We start from the raw sequence: 15,192 nt of genomic DNA, 5'->3' as shown, positions 1-15,192 counted from the left end.
CAGGCATGCGAAACGGGTTGATCTCGGGCGCGGCCATTGCCGTGTCGCTGATGGTGGTGCTGCTGGTCGTCGCCATCAGCGTCGGCATTGGCGACCTGCCGATCCCGATCCGCACCACTTTCCTTGCCATCACCAACAAGCTTGGCTGGACGTCGGTGACGATCAGCCGCATCCATGAGGCGGTGATCTGGGATTACCGCCTCAGCCGGGCGCTGGTCGCTGCCTTCTGCGGCGCGGGCCTGGCGCTTTCGGGCGCCATCATGCAGTCCCTGCTGCGCAATCCGCTGGCCGAACCCTACGTGCTCGGCATTTCCGCCGGCGCATCGACCGGCGCCGTCGGCATCGTCATTCTCGGTCTTGGCTCCGGCGTCGTGTCGCTCTCGGCAGGTGCTTTCGCCGGCGCCTTCGCCGCCTTCCTCTTCGTCGCCCTTCTATCCAACGGCACACGCGGCGGCGCAGACCGCACGATCCTCGCCGGTGTCGCCGCCTCGCAGCTCTTCAATGCCGTGACCTCCTATGTGGTCACCACCGCCGGCAACGCGCAGCAGGCCCGCGACGTGATTTTCTGGCTGCTCGGCAGTTTTGGTGGCGTGCGCTGGCCAGAATTTGCCCTGGTGTCGGTCGTCGTCGGCATCGGGCTTGTGCTGTGCCTGTGTTATGCCCGGGTGCTCGATGCCTTCGCCTTTGGCGACGAGGCCGCCGCCGCCCTTGGCGTCAATGTGGCACGCGCCCGCATCGGCCTCTTCTGTCTGACGGCGCTCCTGACAGCCACCATCGTGAGCATTGTCGGCTCCATCGGCTTCGTCGGCCTCGTCATGCCGCATGTCGCGCGCTTCATCGTCGGCCCGCTGCACTTCCGCCTGCTGCCGGCCTGTGCCATTGGCGGCGCGATCTTCATGGTGATCGCAGACATCGCCGCACGCATGCTCGTTCCGCAGCAGGTCCTGCCGATCGGGGTCGTGACCGCGCTCGTCGGTGTACCCTTCTTCTCCGTCATCCTCTATCGTTTCCAGCGTGCAACATGAGCATCCTTGCCGAAGACATTTCCTGGACGATCGGCGCGAAGAGCATTCTCGACGCGGTCTCCTTTCAGGCGCGGCCCGGCGAGATGCTGGGCCTGCTCGGCCCAAACGGCTCCGGCAAGACCTCGCTGCTCAGGCTTCTGGCCGGCCTCAAACAGCCGCGCGCCGGCCGCGTGCTGCTGGATGGCAAGGATATCCGCTCCATCCCCCGCAAGGCCATTGCCCGGCGCCTTGCCTTCGTCGAGCAGCATGCGGCGACCAACCAGAACCTCAAGGTTGCCGACGTCGTCAAGCTCGGCCGCTTTCCGCACCGCTCGATGTTCTCAGGCTGGACGGCAGCCGACGACGCGGCCGTGGACCGCGCCCTTGCCCGTGCCGGCATGGCCGGCAAACGCGACGACCGCTGGCAGAGCCTTTCCGGCGGCGAGCGCCAGCGCGCCCACATCGCCCGGGCGCTGGCCCAGGATCCGAGCGAACTGATCCTCGACGAGCCCACCAACCATCTCGACATCCAGCACCAGATCGGCCTCCTCAGCCTGATCGCCGATCTGCCGGTGACCAGCATCATCGCGCTGCACGACATCAACCACGCCGCCATGTTCTGTGACCGGCTGCTCGTCCTGAAGGAAGGCCGTATCGTGGCCGAGGGCACGCCGCGCGACGTCTTGACGGAGGAAATGCTGCGCGAGGTCTTCAAGGTGAAGGCACAGGTCGACCTGCCCTCGGCGGACGAACGCCCGCACGTGCATTTCCTTCGCCCCGCCGGCAATGAGTAGAGCGCCGCATCGCGAGGAAGGCAGTTTTCACGCCTATTACCAACCTTTGCCCCCCTGCTAGTAGTCTGCTTAAAGAAACCCGAAATCGACGGAAAATACCGAACGTCAGGTTGCTTTTCGCAGGCAAACGCGTTTCATCTGAAAAGCGTAGGTACAGCCTGGCCGTCTTTCGATCCCGAGAGCCGACGCGGCGCGATTGGCGGAGAAGCCCATGACCAGTCCGACGTCCGGCCGCGCCTGCGGCGGCGCCCATCAGGATTTCGAAAAGCACGCGCCCCGCGCCGCCCACGGGCAGACGGATCTGACCGCGCTCGCACCTTTCCTGTTCCTGATGATGATGCGCAACGTGACCAGCGATGGCTTCGTCGTCGAAGACCCCTGCAATCCCGGGGAATTCTCGCTGCCGGGCTGCGTGATCGCCGCCCCTTCCTACCCGGCCAATACGCCGGGCGTCGACCAGAACTACGTCTTCCACTGGGTGCGCGACGCCGCCATCACCGCACTTGAAATCGCCGCAGCCGGCCTTCCCGGCACGCCGGACGGCGGAGGCGTTGAAGCGCTGAACGACTACGTGGCCTTCGCCAGCCTCTGCCAGGACAATGCCACGCCGACCCTTGGTCACGCCTGCTACACCATCCGAGGGAAAGCCCGCCCCTGGTCCGAGCAGAATGACGGCCCCGGCATCCAGTCCATCGCGCTTCTTGAAGCCTTCGATCAGTTGAGCGACACCGCGAAAGCCACCGCCCTGAAGGTGCTCGGCACGAACATCACCTATCTCCTGGAGGTCTACCGCAAGCCGACCACCAATCTGTGGGAGGAACACGTCGCGCAGTCCTTCTTCGCCCGCGCGATCCACCTGCGGTGCCTGCGTCAGGTATCGGCCAACACGATCGGTCTTGCCGTACCCGCGGGCGTCGGCCCGGCGATCGCCTATCTCGAGCAGGAAATCGAGCGGCACTGGAACGGCACGATCTACGTCTCCATGCTGGACCCGGATGGCGCGCCCGGCACGTCCAGCCTGCCGCCTTCCCTGGGCTACGACCCGAACATCGACATTGTCAGTGCCGCCATCTATGGCGCGATCGCCTGCGACGACACCCGGCTTCTCGCAACGGCCGGCGAGTTGCGGCGCCTGTGGTCGGACCCGGCATCGGATGCGCTCTATCCGATCAATCTCGCCGATGCCGAAAAGGGGATCGGCCCGCTGCTGGGCCGCTATCCCGGCGACATCTACGACGGCGATACCGCCCACCCGGTGCGCGGCGGACATCCCTGGCCCCTTTGCACGGCCAATTTCGCCGAACTCTACTACCGCCTCGCCCGCCATGTCTTCGAGACAGGTGCCATTCCGCTCGATGACCGGTCCCGGACCTTCTTCAAGCAGGTGGGCGTGAGCGATGCGACACCTCCCGCCGATGCCGCGCAGGCGCTTCAGGACGCCGGCGACCGGATGATGCGCGCCATCGTCTTTCACAGCAATCACTACGAGCTCAGCGAGCAGTTCGACGGCACGAGCGGTTTTGAAAAATCCGTCCGCAACCTGACCTGGAGCTACGCCGCCTTCCTCTCGGCCCTGCGTGCGAAGCAGGCCTTCGTGCGGGATGCGGCTGGTAGCTAGCATTGCCAGCCGAAGCATGATCGCTTCGGCATCGGACACTGCCATAAAAACAAGCGCATAGAGCACGCAGCATTTGACCGGGATCCGGCTGATCGGCCCTGTCTCGTCTTTCCCATTGACACCGGATCACCGACGCGGCGCGTTTGCCCGAGATGCTGGTCCGTGCACTCTTGCGATGAATTTTCAAAACCGTGCGATCTCAGGCGACGTCATTCGCCGTGCCTCTTCAAGCACTTGGCTGTCGTCTCTATGGCAAACGTCAATCATTCATGAAAAACGTCATTGACATTTTTCATTATATGGTGAAAATTTCCACCAACATATCTGGGAGGATGGAATGACGACTTCAGCCGGCGCCGTGCGCGCGCCTGCGGCGAGCCGCGACTGGAATGCGCTGATCCGCGACGTGAGCGAAGGCCGGTGGATCGATCCCGACACGGGAAAACCCGCTATCGTGCCATTCAAGACGATCCGCATCGAGGACAAGCTTTCCGGCGCGGAAGGGGACCTCGTTCACAGCGTGTTGCCGGCGGAGCGTTATGCCGTCGTTGCCGATGAAAACACCTACGACGTCATGGGCGCCGCCGTTGCGGCAGCACTTGGCGGGCGCGCAGAGGTGGTGGTTCTCAAGCACCCGCATGCCGATGAAGCGGAAATACGGTCACTGCGCGAAAAGACGCGGCATGTGGACGCCCTCGTCGCCGTCGGCTCCGGCACGATCAATGATCTGTGCAAATACGTCACCGCCGGCGATGGACGTTCCTATTGCGTTTTCGGCACCGCGCCCTCGATGAACGGCTACACGTCCACGACCGCTTCGATCACGCTCGACTCCGGCCTCAAGACCACGCAGCCCGCCCATGCGGCCAAAGGCGTTTTTCTCGATATCGGCGTGAGCGCCGAGGCGCCGCAATATCTCATCGCCGCCGGCTTCGGCGACAGCCTCTGCCGCCCGACCGCTCAGGTGGACTGGCTCTTCTCACACCGCCTGCTGGCGACGCGCTACGGCACGGCGCCCTATGTCCTGCAGGTGGAGGACGAGGCAGACATGCTCGCCCGATCGGCCGATCTGGGTGTTCGCGACCACGAGGCCATCGGCGTCCTGCACCGCATCCTCACGCTCGGTGGCCTTGGCATCAGTGTCGTGGGCATGAGCCATCCGGGCTCCATGGGCGAACACCAGATTTCCCATTGGATCGACAGTTTCGCAGGCGAGCGCCATCCCGGCACGGTGCATGGCCAGCAGGTCGGCGTCGCCTCCGTGACCATGGCGCGCCTGCAGGAAATGATCCTCGCAAGCCCGAATGCCCCGCAGATCCGCGCCACGCAGTTTGACGAGGCCGCGATCCGCAGCCGGTATCCGGCCGCAGCCGTCGAGGATTGCCTGACGGCCTCGCGCCGCAAAGCGATGGATGCGGCGGCCGCTGCCCGCTTCAACGCCACGCTCGAACGGATCTGGCCCGAGCTTCGCGCCGAATTGCAGGCGGTCGCGATGCCCTCCGCCACGCTCGCCGCGCATCTGAGAGCGGCCGGAGGCGGAGCCAGTGCGGAAGAGATCGGCATGGATCGCGCGCTCTACCGCGATGCAGTCCGCTACTCGAAAGAGATGCGCGACCGCTACTCCATGCTCGACCTCGCCGCCGACATGGGCATCCTCGAAGACTTCATCGCGGAGGAATGCTGATGCAGCCGCTTTCCGCGCTTTCCGACCATGCCCTGGCCGGCGTCATCGCGGTTTTCACCGACATCGATGACACGCTGACCAGCGAGGGACAGTTGCCGGCCGAATCCTATGCCGCGCTTCACCGTCTGGCCGAAGCCGGGCTTGCGGTCGTGCCGATCACTGGCCGGCCGGCCGGCTGGTGCGACATGATTGCCCGCTTCTGGCCGGTGGCCGGGATCGTCGGCGAAAATGGTGCCTTCTATTTCTCCTACGACCGGCAAGCCCGCAAGATGCGCCAGCGCTTCTTCGCGACCGATGCGGAGCGGAAGGAAAATCGCCGCAAGCTCGATGCGCTGCGCGAGCGCATCCTGCGCGACGTGCCGGGCACCGGCATTGCATCGGACCAGCTTTACCGAGAGGCGGACCTGGCGGTCGATGTTTGTGAGGATGTCCCGGCGCTGCCGGCCTCGGAGGTCGATCGGGTGCTTGCCCTCTTCAAGCAGGCAGGCGCGGTCGCCAAGCTCTCGTCCATCCACGTCAACGGCTGGTTCGGCGACTACGACAAGCTGTCGATGAGCCGCGTCTTTGCGGCGGACATCATGGGCATCGATCTCGATGCCGAGAAGGAGCGGATCATCTTCGTCGGCGACAGCCCGAATGACGGACCGATGTTCACCTTCTTTCCGCATTCCTGCGGCGTCGCAAATGTCATCGATTTCAAGAACAGCGGGCATGCGCTGCCGGCCTTCGTCGCGCCGAGCCGCGGCGGGGAAGGGTTCGTGGAAATCGCCGACCGCATTCTGGCCGCCCGAAAGATGACGGCCGGGCCGATGGCGCAGGCCAGCCGATAAGGACGCGGCCGGTGATCGGAGGATCTCGCCGGGCCGCGCAGCAGAAAAAGAAGACACGTAGCGCGAGGAGAGACGAACCGTCCCCTCGCCGCCAGGGATGGAAGCAGAAAGCGCCATCCCTTCGACTTCGGCAGGCATTGGGAACGCCGGCCAGGGATGTTTCGCAGACCCTTGCGACGCATCGGACAGCATGCCGGACAGTGTTCCTGCCCGGATTCATCGGTTTAACTTTGGGAGGAGTACCATGACCGATTTTTCTTTCGACCTTTCCCGTCGCGCCCTTCTCGGCGGTTCGGCGGCTCTTTTGGCAGCCCAGTTTCTCAGTTCAACGAGCGCGCATGCACAGGCGGCCGATCGCAAGTTCGCCGCTGCCCTCGGCTGGACGACCTATGACTCCGGCCGACACCTGCAGGACGGCTTTACCGCCGCCGTGCAGGAACTGGGCGGAACCCTAACGACGACGGACGCTGGCTTCGACGCCAAGGTGCAGTCGGACCAGATCGACTCGCTGATCGCCTCCAAGCCCGACGCCCTCTTCATCACACCCGCCGACGCCGTGGCGATCGCACCGGCCGTTCAGCGGGCGATCACCGCCGGCATTCCGGTCTTCTGCGCCGATAGCGCCGTGCCCGGCGTCGCCGTCAACACCACAGCCATGTCGAACAATTTCGGCATGGGCGCCTATTCCTGCGAATACATTGCCAAGGCGCTGAATGGCAAAGGCCGGATCGCCCGCGTGCTGCTGCCGCAGAACGAGAGCTGGGACCAACGCACGCTCGGGATGGAATGGACGCTGCGCCGCTACCCCGACATCAAGATCGTCGCCGACTGGGCATTCGCGCTGGCTGGCAACGTCACGCCGCGTCAGGCCGTCGATAACATCCTGACCGCCAATGCCGACATCGATGCCATCTGGTGCGCATGGGACGGCGCAGCCGTCGAAGGCACGCTGGCCGCGCGTGCTGCCGACCGGCCGAACCTTATCATCACCGGCATTGACGGTGGTTCGCAGGCCTTCAGCTACATTGCAGGTCCCTCGCAACTGAAGCTTTCCATGGCCCAGAGCTTCTACGAGATGGCCTATCTCGCCGTGCTCTACGCCCATCAGCATCTGGCCGGCGGCAAGATCCCGCGTCTGGTCATCACGCCCACCTACGCCGTGACGGAATCGATGCTGAAGGACGGCATCCCCGATGACTTCGACGTGCCCGGCCGCGCCGAAGCGCTGGGCTGGACACGCGCCGTTTAGTCCCAGGACGAGCCCCGGCGGGGAAAGGCCTTACCAGGCCCGATCCCGCCGGGGCACCGCAACACCGTTCGGCATGACATCGGCTTTATTGGGAGGTGAAGCGAATGACAGGGCCAGCATTGCGCGCGACCGCAGTGTCGAAGCGCTTCGGCGCGGTCAACGCGCTCAAAGACGTGGATTTCGTTCTCGAACCGGGTGAGGTGCATGCCCTGCTCGGGGTCAATGGCGCCGGGAAATCCACCTTCATCAAGATCATCTCCGGCGTCTATACGCGCGATGCCGGAACGCTCGAAGTGGATGGAAAGGCCGTCGACTGCCGCACGCCGCATGATGCGATGATGGCCGGCATTGCGACGGTGCAGCAGCACCCGGAGCTCGTTTCCGATTTCACCGGCTACGAGAACATCTTTCTCGGCCGTGAGGCAGACCGCCCGCGCTTTCTGGCGCGGATCGACCGGACAGCACTGAAACGGCGCGGCGACGCGCTTCTGGCCCGCTTTCCCGTCGATATCGATCTGTCGCGCAAACTCTCTGAGATGCCGGCCGTCGAGCGCGAGATCGTCGCCATCCTGCAGGCGCTGGCGGGCGACCACATCCGCGTGCTCATTCTCGACGAGCCGACCTCGACCCTGACGGAAGTCGAAAAGGCGGTGCTGTTCCGCCTGATGCGGACGTTGAAGGCCAGCGGCATTTCCATTCTCTACATCACGCACCGGCTGGAGGAAGTCATCGAGATCGCCGATCGCTTCTCGGTGTTCCGCGGCGGCCGCAAGGTCGCGACGATGACACCGGCGGCGGCCGCCGAGCAGGGCCTGTCGCTGGCCGAACTGATGCTCGGCGAAACGCTGTCCTCTGTCTTCCCGGAAAAAGCCGCTTTCCCGCCGGGCGAAACCGTCCTGTCCGTCGAGCGGCTCGGTCACGGCAGGGCCTTTTCCCAGGTCGGCTTCGAGGTGAAGCGCGGCGAAATCCTCGGCATCTTCGGCCTTGTCGGCTCGGGCATTGACGAACTGTCAAAGGTCCTTTTCGGCGCCCTTCCACCAACGGAGGGCACGCTATCGCTGAAGGGGCGGCCGCTTCGCGCGCGCACACCGCGCGAGGCACTGAAAGCCGGCATTTTCCTCGTGCCCGGCGACCGGCGCCTTGAAGGCCTGGCGTTGACGCAGTCCTCCGTCTTCAACATCACCATCGGCAATCTCGGCCGTGCCTCCGGTTTCGCCGGCATCCTGCGCCGGGCGCTGAACCGGCGCAAAAGCGAGGAATTTGCGGCACGCGTGGCGCTCAGCCCGCCGAACCTGTCCATGCCCGTTTCCGGCTTCTCCGGCGGAAACCAGCAGAAGATCGTTGTCGCCAAGGGGCTCTTTGCCGACGCCGACCTCTACATCTTCGTGGAGCCGACGGTCGGTGTCGATATCGGTGCCCGCGCCAAGCTCTACGGGCTGATGCGGGATCTGTCCCGCACCGCCGCCGTCATCGTCATGTCGAGCGACTGCGACGAGGTGCACGGCCTCGCCGACCGCAGCTTCGCCCTCTACAAGGGCCGGCCGATCATGCGTGCCGGCGAGATCATGACCCGCAACCAGCTTTTGTTGGCCGGCATTCTCGGAGAAGCACGCGATGCCTGACAGACTGACTCTGCCCGCCGGCTTCGGCCGGTTCGTCGCCTTCCTCATTCTGGTCGCGGTCGTTGCCGGCGCCTTTGCGCTCATCGAACCGCGCTTCCTGTCCAGCCAGAACCTGTCGGCCGTCACGCGCCACATGGCAACCAACGGGCTGGCCGCGCTTGGCCTCACCCTCGTCGTCATCGTGCGCAAGTTCGACCTGTCTTTTGCGGGGACCGCCTGCTTTGCGGCCATGACGATCGGCTTCCTGATCGCCAACGGCTATGACCTGTGGGTCTGCATCCTGGTCGGCCTTGCCGCCGGCGCGGCCATCGGTGCCATCAACGGCATCGCCATCAGCGTCTTCGGCCTGCCGGACATCGTCACGACCATCGCGACGGGATCGATCGCCGGCGGCCTTGCCTTCCTCTATTCCAAGGGGCGCACGATCTTCCAGAATTTCATGCAATCGGGGATCATCGATCTCAACGACGCGCGCATTCTGGGCTACAGCGTCTCCTTCTTCTTCCTGATCGCGATCTACGCCGTCGCCTGGTTCCTGATGCACCGCACCCGCTACGGCGCGTCCTTCCAGGCAACGGGGGAAAATCCGGTGTCGGCCTATTTTTCCGGTGTGCCGACGAAGCTCTACACCTTTCTCGCCTTTGTCATCTGCGGCATGACCTCCGTGCTCGCCGTGGTACTGATCCTTGCCGAATCCGGCACGGCCGATACCAATGAGGGCGCAAACCTCCTCATGCCCGCCTATGCCGGCGTCTTTCTTGGCGCGGCGCTGCTCGGCGGCACTTCCGTGCTGGCGACACTGGCGGGCACCTTCCTCATCACCATGCTGCTCGACGGTTTCTCGCTGATCGGGGTGCCCTATTACTACAGCGACGGCGTGGTGAGCGCGATCCTGCTGGCCGGGGTGGTGCTCTTCGACCAGCGGGTTCGCATGCTCTTCCATGACCTGTCCACCTTCCTTCTTCCGGCAAGCGAACCACGGGAGAAACGGCCATGACCGAGGTGATGACCGATACCGCGGCCAGAGCGCCGACTGAACGCCAAGGACATTCCGGCATGCTGTCTTCCTTCGTAGGCCGGTACTGGCTGGCCGTGACGCTCTTCCTGATGATCGCGGTTTTTGCCTGGCTCCGTCCACAGATCCTCGATCCCGCCAACATCGTCACCATCCTGCGCACCTCTGCGCTGATGGCCATCATGGTGCTCGGCCTCACCTGGCTCATCGCGGCCGGCAAGATCGACGTCAGCTTCATGCACGTCGCGGCCCTCGGCAACATGACGGCCGCCTGGCTTCTGGCCGGCGGCAGCGGCTGGACGATCGCCGCGCTTGCCGGCATCGCGGTCGGTGCTGTCGCCGGCCTCGTGAACGGCTTCCTCGTCGCCGTGCTGCGCCTGCCGCCGCTGATCGTGACGATTGCAACGGGCGGCATCTGCGCCTCGGCGGCGGCCGCGCTCGGCAAGGGCACCTCCGTACGCATCGCCGATCCCGGCATTCTCGGCGAGTTGCTCTATGTCAGCTGGGGTCCGATCCCGCTGATCGCGATCGTGGTCGCGGTCGTCTATGCCCTCTCCTGGTACGCGCAGGAGAAGCTGACCTTCGGCCACTACATCTTCGCGACGGCCCAGAGCGAGGCGGCCGTGAACGAGGCGGGCATTTCCTCGCGCCGCCTCCTGCTCTTCCTCTTCGTCTTTTCAGGCCTTTGCTCGGCGATCGCCGGGGTGTTGCTGGCGGCCAACCTTTCCTCAGGGCAACCGATGATCGGCAATTCCTACTTTATCGACGGGCTGACCGCCGTTCTTCTCGGCGGAATGATGATCCGCGTCGGAAAGCCGAACGTCATCGGCACGACCACCGCCATTCTTCTTCTCTCGGTGCTCGTCAGCGGCAGCGCAATGCTGGGCTGGGCCGATTATCAGCGCCAGATCATCAAGGGCCTGCTTCTTCTCCTCGGTGTCGCCGTGGCCATGCGCGCGAGCCGATCCCCCTCTGCGCATGCGACGGGAGCCTGAGCCATGTCCCCAGCACAAAAGGCCTATGTGATCGGTCTCGATGGCGGCACGGGCGGGGCGCGTGCGCTGCTCTCCGACCTCGACGGAAACGTCGTCGCCATGGCAACGCATGACTATGAGACGACCTTTCCGCTGCCCGGTTGGGCCGAGCAGACGCCGGTGGACTGGTGGCGGGCGGCCTGCGTCGCCGTGCGCAAGCTGATCACCGGCGCCGCGATCCCGGTGGACCGCATCTTCGCGATCTGCGCGGACGGCACCTCGAGCACCGTCGTGGCGCTCGATGAGCAGCTCGAGCCCACCATGCCGGCCATCCTGTGGATGGACAACCGCGCCTCCCCGCAGGCGCGCAGCATGACGCAGTCCAACGATCCGGCCCTGCGCCGGTCACGGCTTGGCGTCAGCTCGGAATGGGCGATCCCGAAGATCCTGTGGCTGAAGGAGAACCGTCCGGAGATCTTTCGCCGCTCGCGCTGGTTCGTCGAGATGGCGGATTATCTGGCGCTGAAGCTGACCGGCAAGTTGACGCTCGGCCACAACCAGATCACCAATCGGTGGTTCTTCGACGGGCGGCGGGGCGGATGGCCGGAGGCCTTCTTCAGCCATATCGGTCTTGACGGCATCACCGAGCGCTTCCCGCAACGCATCGTGCCGCTCGGCACCGCCATCGGCAAGATTACGCCGGATGCTGCCGAGGCCATGGGGTTGTCCTGGGACACGACCGTCGTGGCGGGTGGCACGGACGCCTACGTCGCCATGCTCGGCCTCAATGTCTGCGCGCCGGGCCGCACCGCCTTCATCACCGGATCGTCCCATCTCGTGCTGCCGATGACAGACAAGGATATCGAAGTTCCCGGCATTTTCGGGCCGCATCCCGATTGCGTCATTCCAGGCCTCTTCGTGATGGAGGGCGGACAGGTTTCCTCCGGCTCCATCATCCGCTGGTGGCACGACCACATCGGCAAAGCGCTGAAGCCGGGAGAGGATGCCTATGCGGCGATGATGCGGGAGGCGGCGGCGATCCCGATCGGTGCCGACGGGCTGGTGGCCCTCGACTTCTGGCAGGGCAACCGGAACCCCTATATCGACTACGATCTCCAGGGGGCCATCTGGGGCATGACGTTGAAACACACGCCGGCGCACATGTTGCGCGCCCTGATCGAGTCCGTGGCCTATGGGACGGCGAACATCCTGCGCACGCTTGCCGGCAACGGCGTGCCGGTCGAAACCATGGTCGTCTGCGGCGGGGCGACCCGCAGCGCCTTCCTGCTGCAGATGCATGCCGACGTCGCGGGGATCCCGATCATTGTCCCCAAAGTGCCGGATGCCACCGCCTTCGGTGCTGCAATCGCCGCCTCGGTGGGGGCAGGCCTGCATGCGAGCCTCGCCGATGCGGCCGCCCACATGGTGCGCGAGGACCATGTGGTGGAACCCGACATGACAGCCCACCGGCGCTACAGGGAGGCCTTCTCCTTTTACGAGGAAACCTATCAGGCCCTGCATCCCCTCATGCACCGCATGGCGAGACGGAACGAGGTCACCGCCTAGTGGTCTGATTTTGACATTTGCTACCGTCCGCGGCACCCTTGAGAGCAAATGTCAAAATCTCAAAAGACCACTAGCAACTATATGATTCTAGTGGAATTTTTGAATTTGACATTTTATCCGCGAGTTCGCTGCAGATGGGTATCAAATGTCAAATTCATTCCACTAGGGTCCATCGACATTCACCGGATCCAGATCGTGACGGCGGCGAGAGGGTTTCATCCGGCGACGCGCGTGGTGTCGTCGCCAAGCATGATCCACGACGCAGCGACTTCATGCTGTCCGCGTTGTCAATCGCCAGCGGAAAGGTCGGCGATCGCGCATGCCCACGGCGGCAGGGAAAGGCCGGTATCAGTCACTGACGCACTGTTGCTCAGGGCCATATGAAACCGCCCGTCGATCGTGAACATGCGGGGTTCTGCGGAAAGGTTGAAGACGCACAGAACGCCGTCACCGCGGCGGAAAGCCAGAACGCCCTCGGGAGAGGAAAGAAACCTCGTGCGGCCGGTGCGCAGCGCAGCGCGGCTTCGGCGCAGAGCGAGCATCGTCTTGTAAAAGGACAGCACCGAGGCCGGATTCGCCTCCTGCAGGTCACGCGCATTCGCTTGCTGGGTGGCCTTGATCGGCAACCAGGTTCGATTCGCTTGCGAAAAGCCGGCATTGGGCGCAGTTGCCTGCCAGGTCATCGGGGTTCGGCAGCCATCGCGGCCCTTGTCGTCCGGCCAGAAGGCGATGCCCTGGGGATCGATGATCTCGTCGCGGTTCAAGTCAGTTTCCGTCTGACCGAGTTCTTCGCCCTGATAGAGGCAGACTGAACCTTCGAGCGACAGGAGCAGGGCTGCGCACAGCTTGGCGAAGTGGTTGCGATCCTGGCCTGGTTGCGCCCATCGGCTGACATGACGGACGACGTCATGGTTCGAGAACGCCCAGCACGGCCACCCCTCGGGAGCTGTCGCGAAGAACATTTCGATCTGCGTGCGGAAATGTGCCGGCGTGAAGACCGGACCCAGCATCTCGAAGGAGTAGGCCATGTGCAGCCGACGCTCGCTTGTGTAGGCGCCCATGGTTTCGATCGCCCGCTGCAACTCACCGACTTCGCCGACCGTCGTGCGTGCGTCATATTCATCGAGCAGGGCCCGGAGCCGCTGCAGGAAAACAAGATTTTCCGGCTGGGTCTTTTGGTGAATGGAGAGTTGCATGTCGAAGGGGCGGACAGCCGGGATGGCCGGGCGCGGCTCGAGAACCGGATTGTCGCGCAGCAGCCGATCGTGGAAATAGAAGTTCACCACGTCGAGCCGGAAACCGTCCACGCCGCGTTCCAGCCAGAAGCGCATGGTGCCGAGCATATAGTCCTGCACCTCGGGATTATGGAAATTGAGGTCCGGCTGCGACGACAAGCTCCGGCTTCTCTCCTAATGTCCGAAACGCTTCGGATGTCTTGCAGATAATCTTTTCGCCCGCAGACAGGCATTGGGAAGCCCACTTCTTGGGAGGAAGTCAGATGATCGAGATGAAGAAGGCCGCGTTGCGGTCAACGATACTGTGCGCCCTGCTGGCGGCCTCGGCCGTGCAGGCGGCAGCCGTCGAGCTGAAGATGGTCTCCGGCGCGGTCGGCACCGCCGTGCAGGAGTTTCCCAAGCTCGTAAAGCCATGGGAAGAGGCGACCGGCAACACCGTCACGCTGGTGCCGATGCCAGCGTCCACCAGCGACCAGTTCGGCCAGTATCGCCTTTGGCTTGCCGCCCAGAACCCCGATATCGATCTCTACCAGACCGACGTCATCTGGGCGCCGCAGCTTGCAGATCATTTCGTGGATCTGACCGAAGCCGCCAAGAACATCATTCCGCAGAACTTCCCCTCGATCGTCCAGTCGCAAACGGTGAAGGGCAAGCTCGTCGCCCTGCCGATCTTTACGGATGCGCCGGCGCTCTTCTACCGCAAGGACCTGCTGGAAAAGTACGGACTTTCCGTTCCCAAGACCTGGGAGGAGCTGACGACCACCGCAAGGACCGTTCAGGATGGCGAGCGCGCCGCCGGCAAGGCCGATCTCTGAGGCTTTGTCTGGCAGGGCAATGCCTATGAAGGCCTGACTTGCAACGCGCTGGAATGGATCAAGTCCTATGGCGGTGGGCAGATCGTCGAGCCCGACGGCACGATTTCCGTCAACAACGAAAATGCCCTCAAGGCTTTGGAAACGGCCAAGTCATGGGTCGGGACCATCAGCCCCGAAGGCGTTCTCGCCTATCAGGAGGAGGAGGCGCGTGGTCTCTGGCAGACGGGCAATGCCGTCTTCATGCGCAACTGGCCCTATGCCTACACGCTCGGAAACGGCAGCGACTCGCCCGTGAAGGGCCTGTTCGACGTCGTGCCGCTCCCCGCCGGCGGCGACAAGGGCAGCTCGGCCGCAACGCTCGGCGGCTGGAATGTCGCCGTCTCAAAATACAGCACCAAGCAGGAAGCTGCCATCAGCCTCGCGCTCTATCTTGCCGGCCCGGAAGCCCAGAAAGCGCGCGCGCTTACCCAGTCCAACCTGCCGACGCTCGTCAGTCTCTACGACGATCCCGATATCGCGGCTCAGCAGCCCTTCATGCCGCGCTGGAAAGATGTCTTCCTGCAGGCCGTTCCCCGTCCTTCGGCCCCGACACTTGGCAATTACAACGAAGTGTCCTCGAAGTTCTGGTCCGCTGTCCACGACGTGCTCTCGGGCAACGAGGAGGCGGCGATCGCGCTGGAAGACCTCGAAGCCGATCTGTCCGACCTCAAGGGCGACGGCTGGAAGTGAGCCAGACCTCACGCCTGCAGACGACTGTCGGCAAGGCCTGAATGGACCCGTGCGCCC

The 15,192-nt window shown here is 64.1% G+C and carries 11 protein-coding genes and 1 pseudogene; 11 read left to right on the top strand and 1 reads right to left on the bottom strand.

Translation table 11 applies throughout. From position 1 onward, the window contains the following. Positions 1–5 precede the first annotated feature (5 nt). The 10 genes from F3H41_RS13665 to F3H41_RS13620 all read left to right on the top strand — a co-directional run bounded on the left by F3H41_RS13665 (position 6) and on the right by F3H41_RS13620 (position 12,356). Positions 6–1,025: an iron chelate uptake ABC transporter family permease subunit gene (locus F3H41_RS13665; protein WP_244616203.1), complete on the top strand. Its 1,020-nt coding sequence runs from the start codon at positions 6–8 to the stop codon at positions 1,023–1,025. Further along, positions 1,022–1,798: an ABC transporter ATP-binding protein gene (locus F3H41_RS13660; protein WP_149739246.1), complete on the top strand. Its 777-nt coding sequence runs from the start codon at positions 1,022–1,024 to the stop codon at positions 1,796–1,798. The genes F3H41_RS13665 and F3H41_RS13660 overlap by 4 nt, the downstream gene beginning before the upstream one ends. A 211-nt stretch (positions 1,799–2,009) precedes the next feature. Next, a complete protein-coding gene (locus F3H41_RS13655; RefSeq protein WP_149739245.1) occupies positions 2,010–3,416 on the top strand; it encodes a glycoside hydrolase family 15 protein in 1,407 nt (468 codons plus the stop codon). 337 nt (positions 3,417–3,753) lie between these two features. Then, entirely contained in the window at positions 3,754–5,100 is a 1,347-nt protein-coding gene (locus F3H41_RS13650) for an iron-containing alcohol dehydrogenase (protein WP_149739244.1), read from the top strand. Next, positions 5,100–5,930 carry an HAD-IIB family hydrolase gene (locus F3H41_RS13645; RefSeq protein WP_149739243.1) on the top strand — a complete coding sequence of 277 codons (831 nt, stop codon included), beginning with the start codon at positions 5,100–5,102 and terminating at the stop codon, positions 5,928–5,930. The genes F3H41_RS13650 and F3H41_RS13645 overlap by 1 nt, the downstream gene beginning before the upstream one ends. Before the next feature lie 244 nt (positions 5,931–6,174). After that, on the top strand, positions 6,175–7,179 hold the full coding sequence (locus F3H41_RS13640) for a sugar ABC transporter substrate-binding protein (protein WP_149739242.1): 1,005 nt from the start codon (positions 6,175–6,177) through the stop codon (positions 7,177–7,179). A 104-nt stretch (positions 7,180–7,283) separates the two neighbouring features. Beyond that, positions 7,284–8,801, top strand: coding sequence for a sugar ABC transporter ATP-binding protein (locus tag F3H41_RS13635; protein WP_149739241.1), 1,518 nt, complete (start codon positions 7,284–7,286; stop codon positions 8,799–8,801). Continuing rightward, positions 8,794–9,798 carry an ABC transporter permease gene (locus F3H41_RS13630; RefSeq protein ID WP_149739240.1) on the top strand — a complete coding sequence of 335 codons (1,005 nt, stop codon included), beginning with the start codon at positions 8,794–8,796 and terminating at the stop codon, positions 9,796–9,798. The genes F3H41_RS13635 and F3H41_RS13630 overlap by 8 nt, the downstream gene beginning before the upstream one ends. Beyond that, a complete protein-coding gene (locus F3H41_RS13625) occupies positions 9,795–10,811 on the top strand; it encodes an ABC transporter permease (RefSeq protein ID WP_149739239.1) in 1,017 nt (338 codons plus the stop codon). Before F3H41_RS13630 ends, F3H41_RS13625 begins: the two co-directional genes overlap by 4 nt. Before the next feature lie 3 nt (positions 10,812–10,814). Next, positions 10,815–12,356: an FGGY family carbohydrate kinase gene (locus F3H41_RS13620; RefSeq protein WP_149739238.1), complete on the top strand. Its 1,542-nt coding sequence runs from the start codon at positions 10,815–10,817 to the stop codon at positions 12,354–12,356. 287 nt (positions 12,357–12,643) lie between these two features. On the opposite strand, the gene F3H41_RS13615 is transcribed toward F3H41_RS13620, so the two are convergent. After that, positions 12,644–13,750, bottom strand: a complete 1,107-nt coding sequence (locus F3H41_RS13615; protein ID WP_210246661.1) for an alpha-amylase family glycosyl hydrolase — start codon at positions 13,748–13,750, stop codon at positions 12,644–12,646. Positions 13,751–13,863: 113 nt separating this feature from the next. Between F3H41_RS13615 and F3H41_RS13610 the strand changes: the two are divergent. Continuing rightward, positions 13,864–15,135: pseudogene (locus F3H41_RS13610) on the top strand (ABC transporter substrate-binding protein). The last annotated feature ends 57 nt before the right edge of the window (positions 15,136–15,192 follow it).

Origin of the sequence: Rhizobium sp. RU20A, from assembly GCF_900155885.1 — a bacterium.
Taxonomy (GTDB): Bacteria; Pseudomonadota; Alphaproteobacteria; order Rhizobiales; family Rhizobiaceae; genus RU20A.
This window is presented reverse-complemented; position numbering and strand designations above follow the sequence as displayed.

Bases quoted from the DNA above. Each gene is read 5' to 3' on its own strand.
- F3H41_RS13665 (WP_244616203.1), top strand. From the start codon at position 6: ATGCGAAACGGGTTGATCTCGGGCGCGGCCATTGCCGTGTCGCTGATG.
- F3H41_RS13660 (WP_149739246.1), top strand. From the start codon at position 1,022: ATGAGCATCCTTGCCGAAGACATTTCCTGGACGATCGGCGCGAAGAGC.
- F3H41_RS13655 (WP_149739245.1), top strand. From the start codon at position 2,010: ATGACCAGTCCGACGTCCGGCCGCGCCTGCGGCGGCGCCCATCAGGAT.
- F3H41_RS13650 (WP_149739244.1), top strand. From the start codon at position 3,754: ATGACGACTTCAGCCGGCGCCGTGCGCGCGCCTGCGGCGAGCCGCGAC.
- F3H41_RS13645 (WP_149739243.1), top strand. From the start codon at position 5,100: ATGCAGCCGCTTTCCGCGCTTTCCGACCATGCCCTGGCCGGCGTCATC.
- F3H41_RS13640 (WP_149739242.1), top strand. From the start codon at position 6,175: ATGACCGATTTTTCTTTCGACCTTTCCCGTCGCGCCCTTCTCGGCGGT.
- F3H41_RS13635 (WP_149739241.1), top strand. From the start codon at position 7,284: ATGACAGGGCCAGCATTGCGCGCGACCGCAGTGTCGAAGCGCTTCGGC.
- F3H41_RS13630 (WP_149739240.1), top strand. From the start codon at position 8,794: ATGCCTGACAGACTGACTCTGCCCGCCGGCTTCGGCCGGTTCGTCGCC.
- F3H41_RS13625 (WP_149739239.1), top strand. From the start codon at position 9,795: ATGACCGAGGTGATGACCGATACCGCGGCCAGAGCGCCGACTGAACGC.
- F3H41_RS13620 (WP_149739238.1), top strand. From the start codon at position 10,815: ATGTCCCCAGCACAAAAGGCCTATGTGATCGGTCTCGATGGCGGCACG.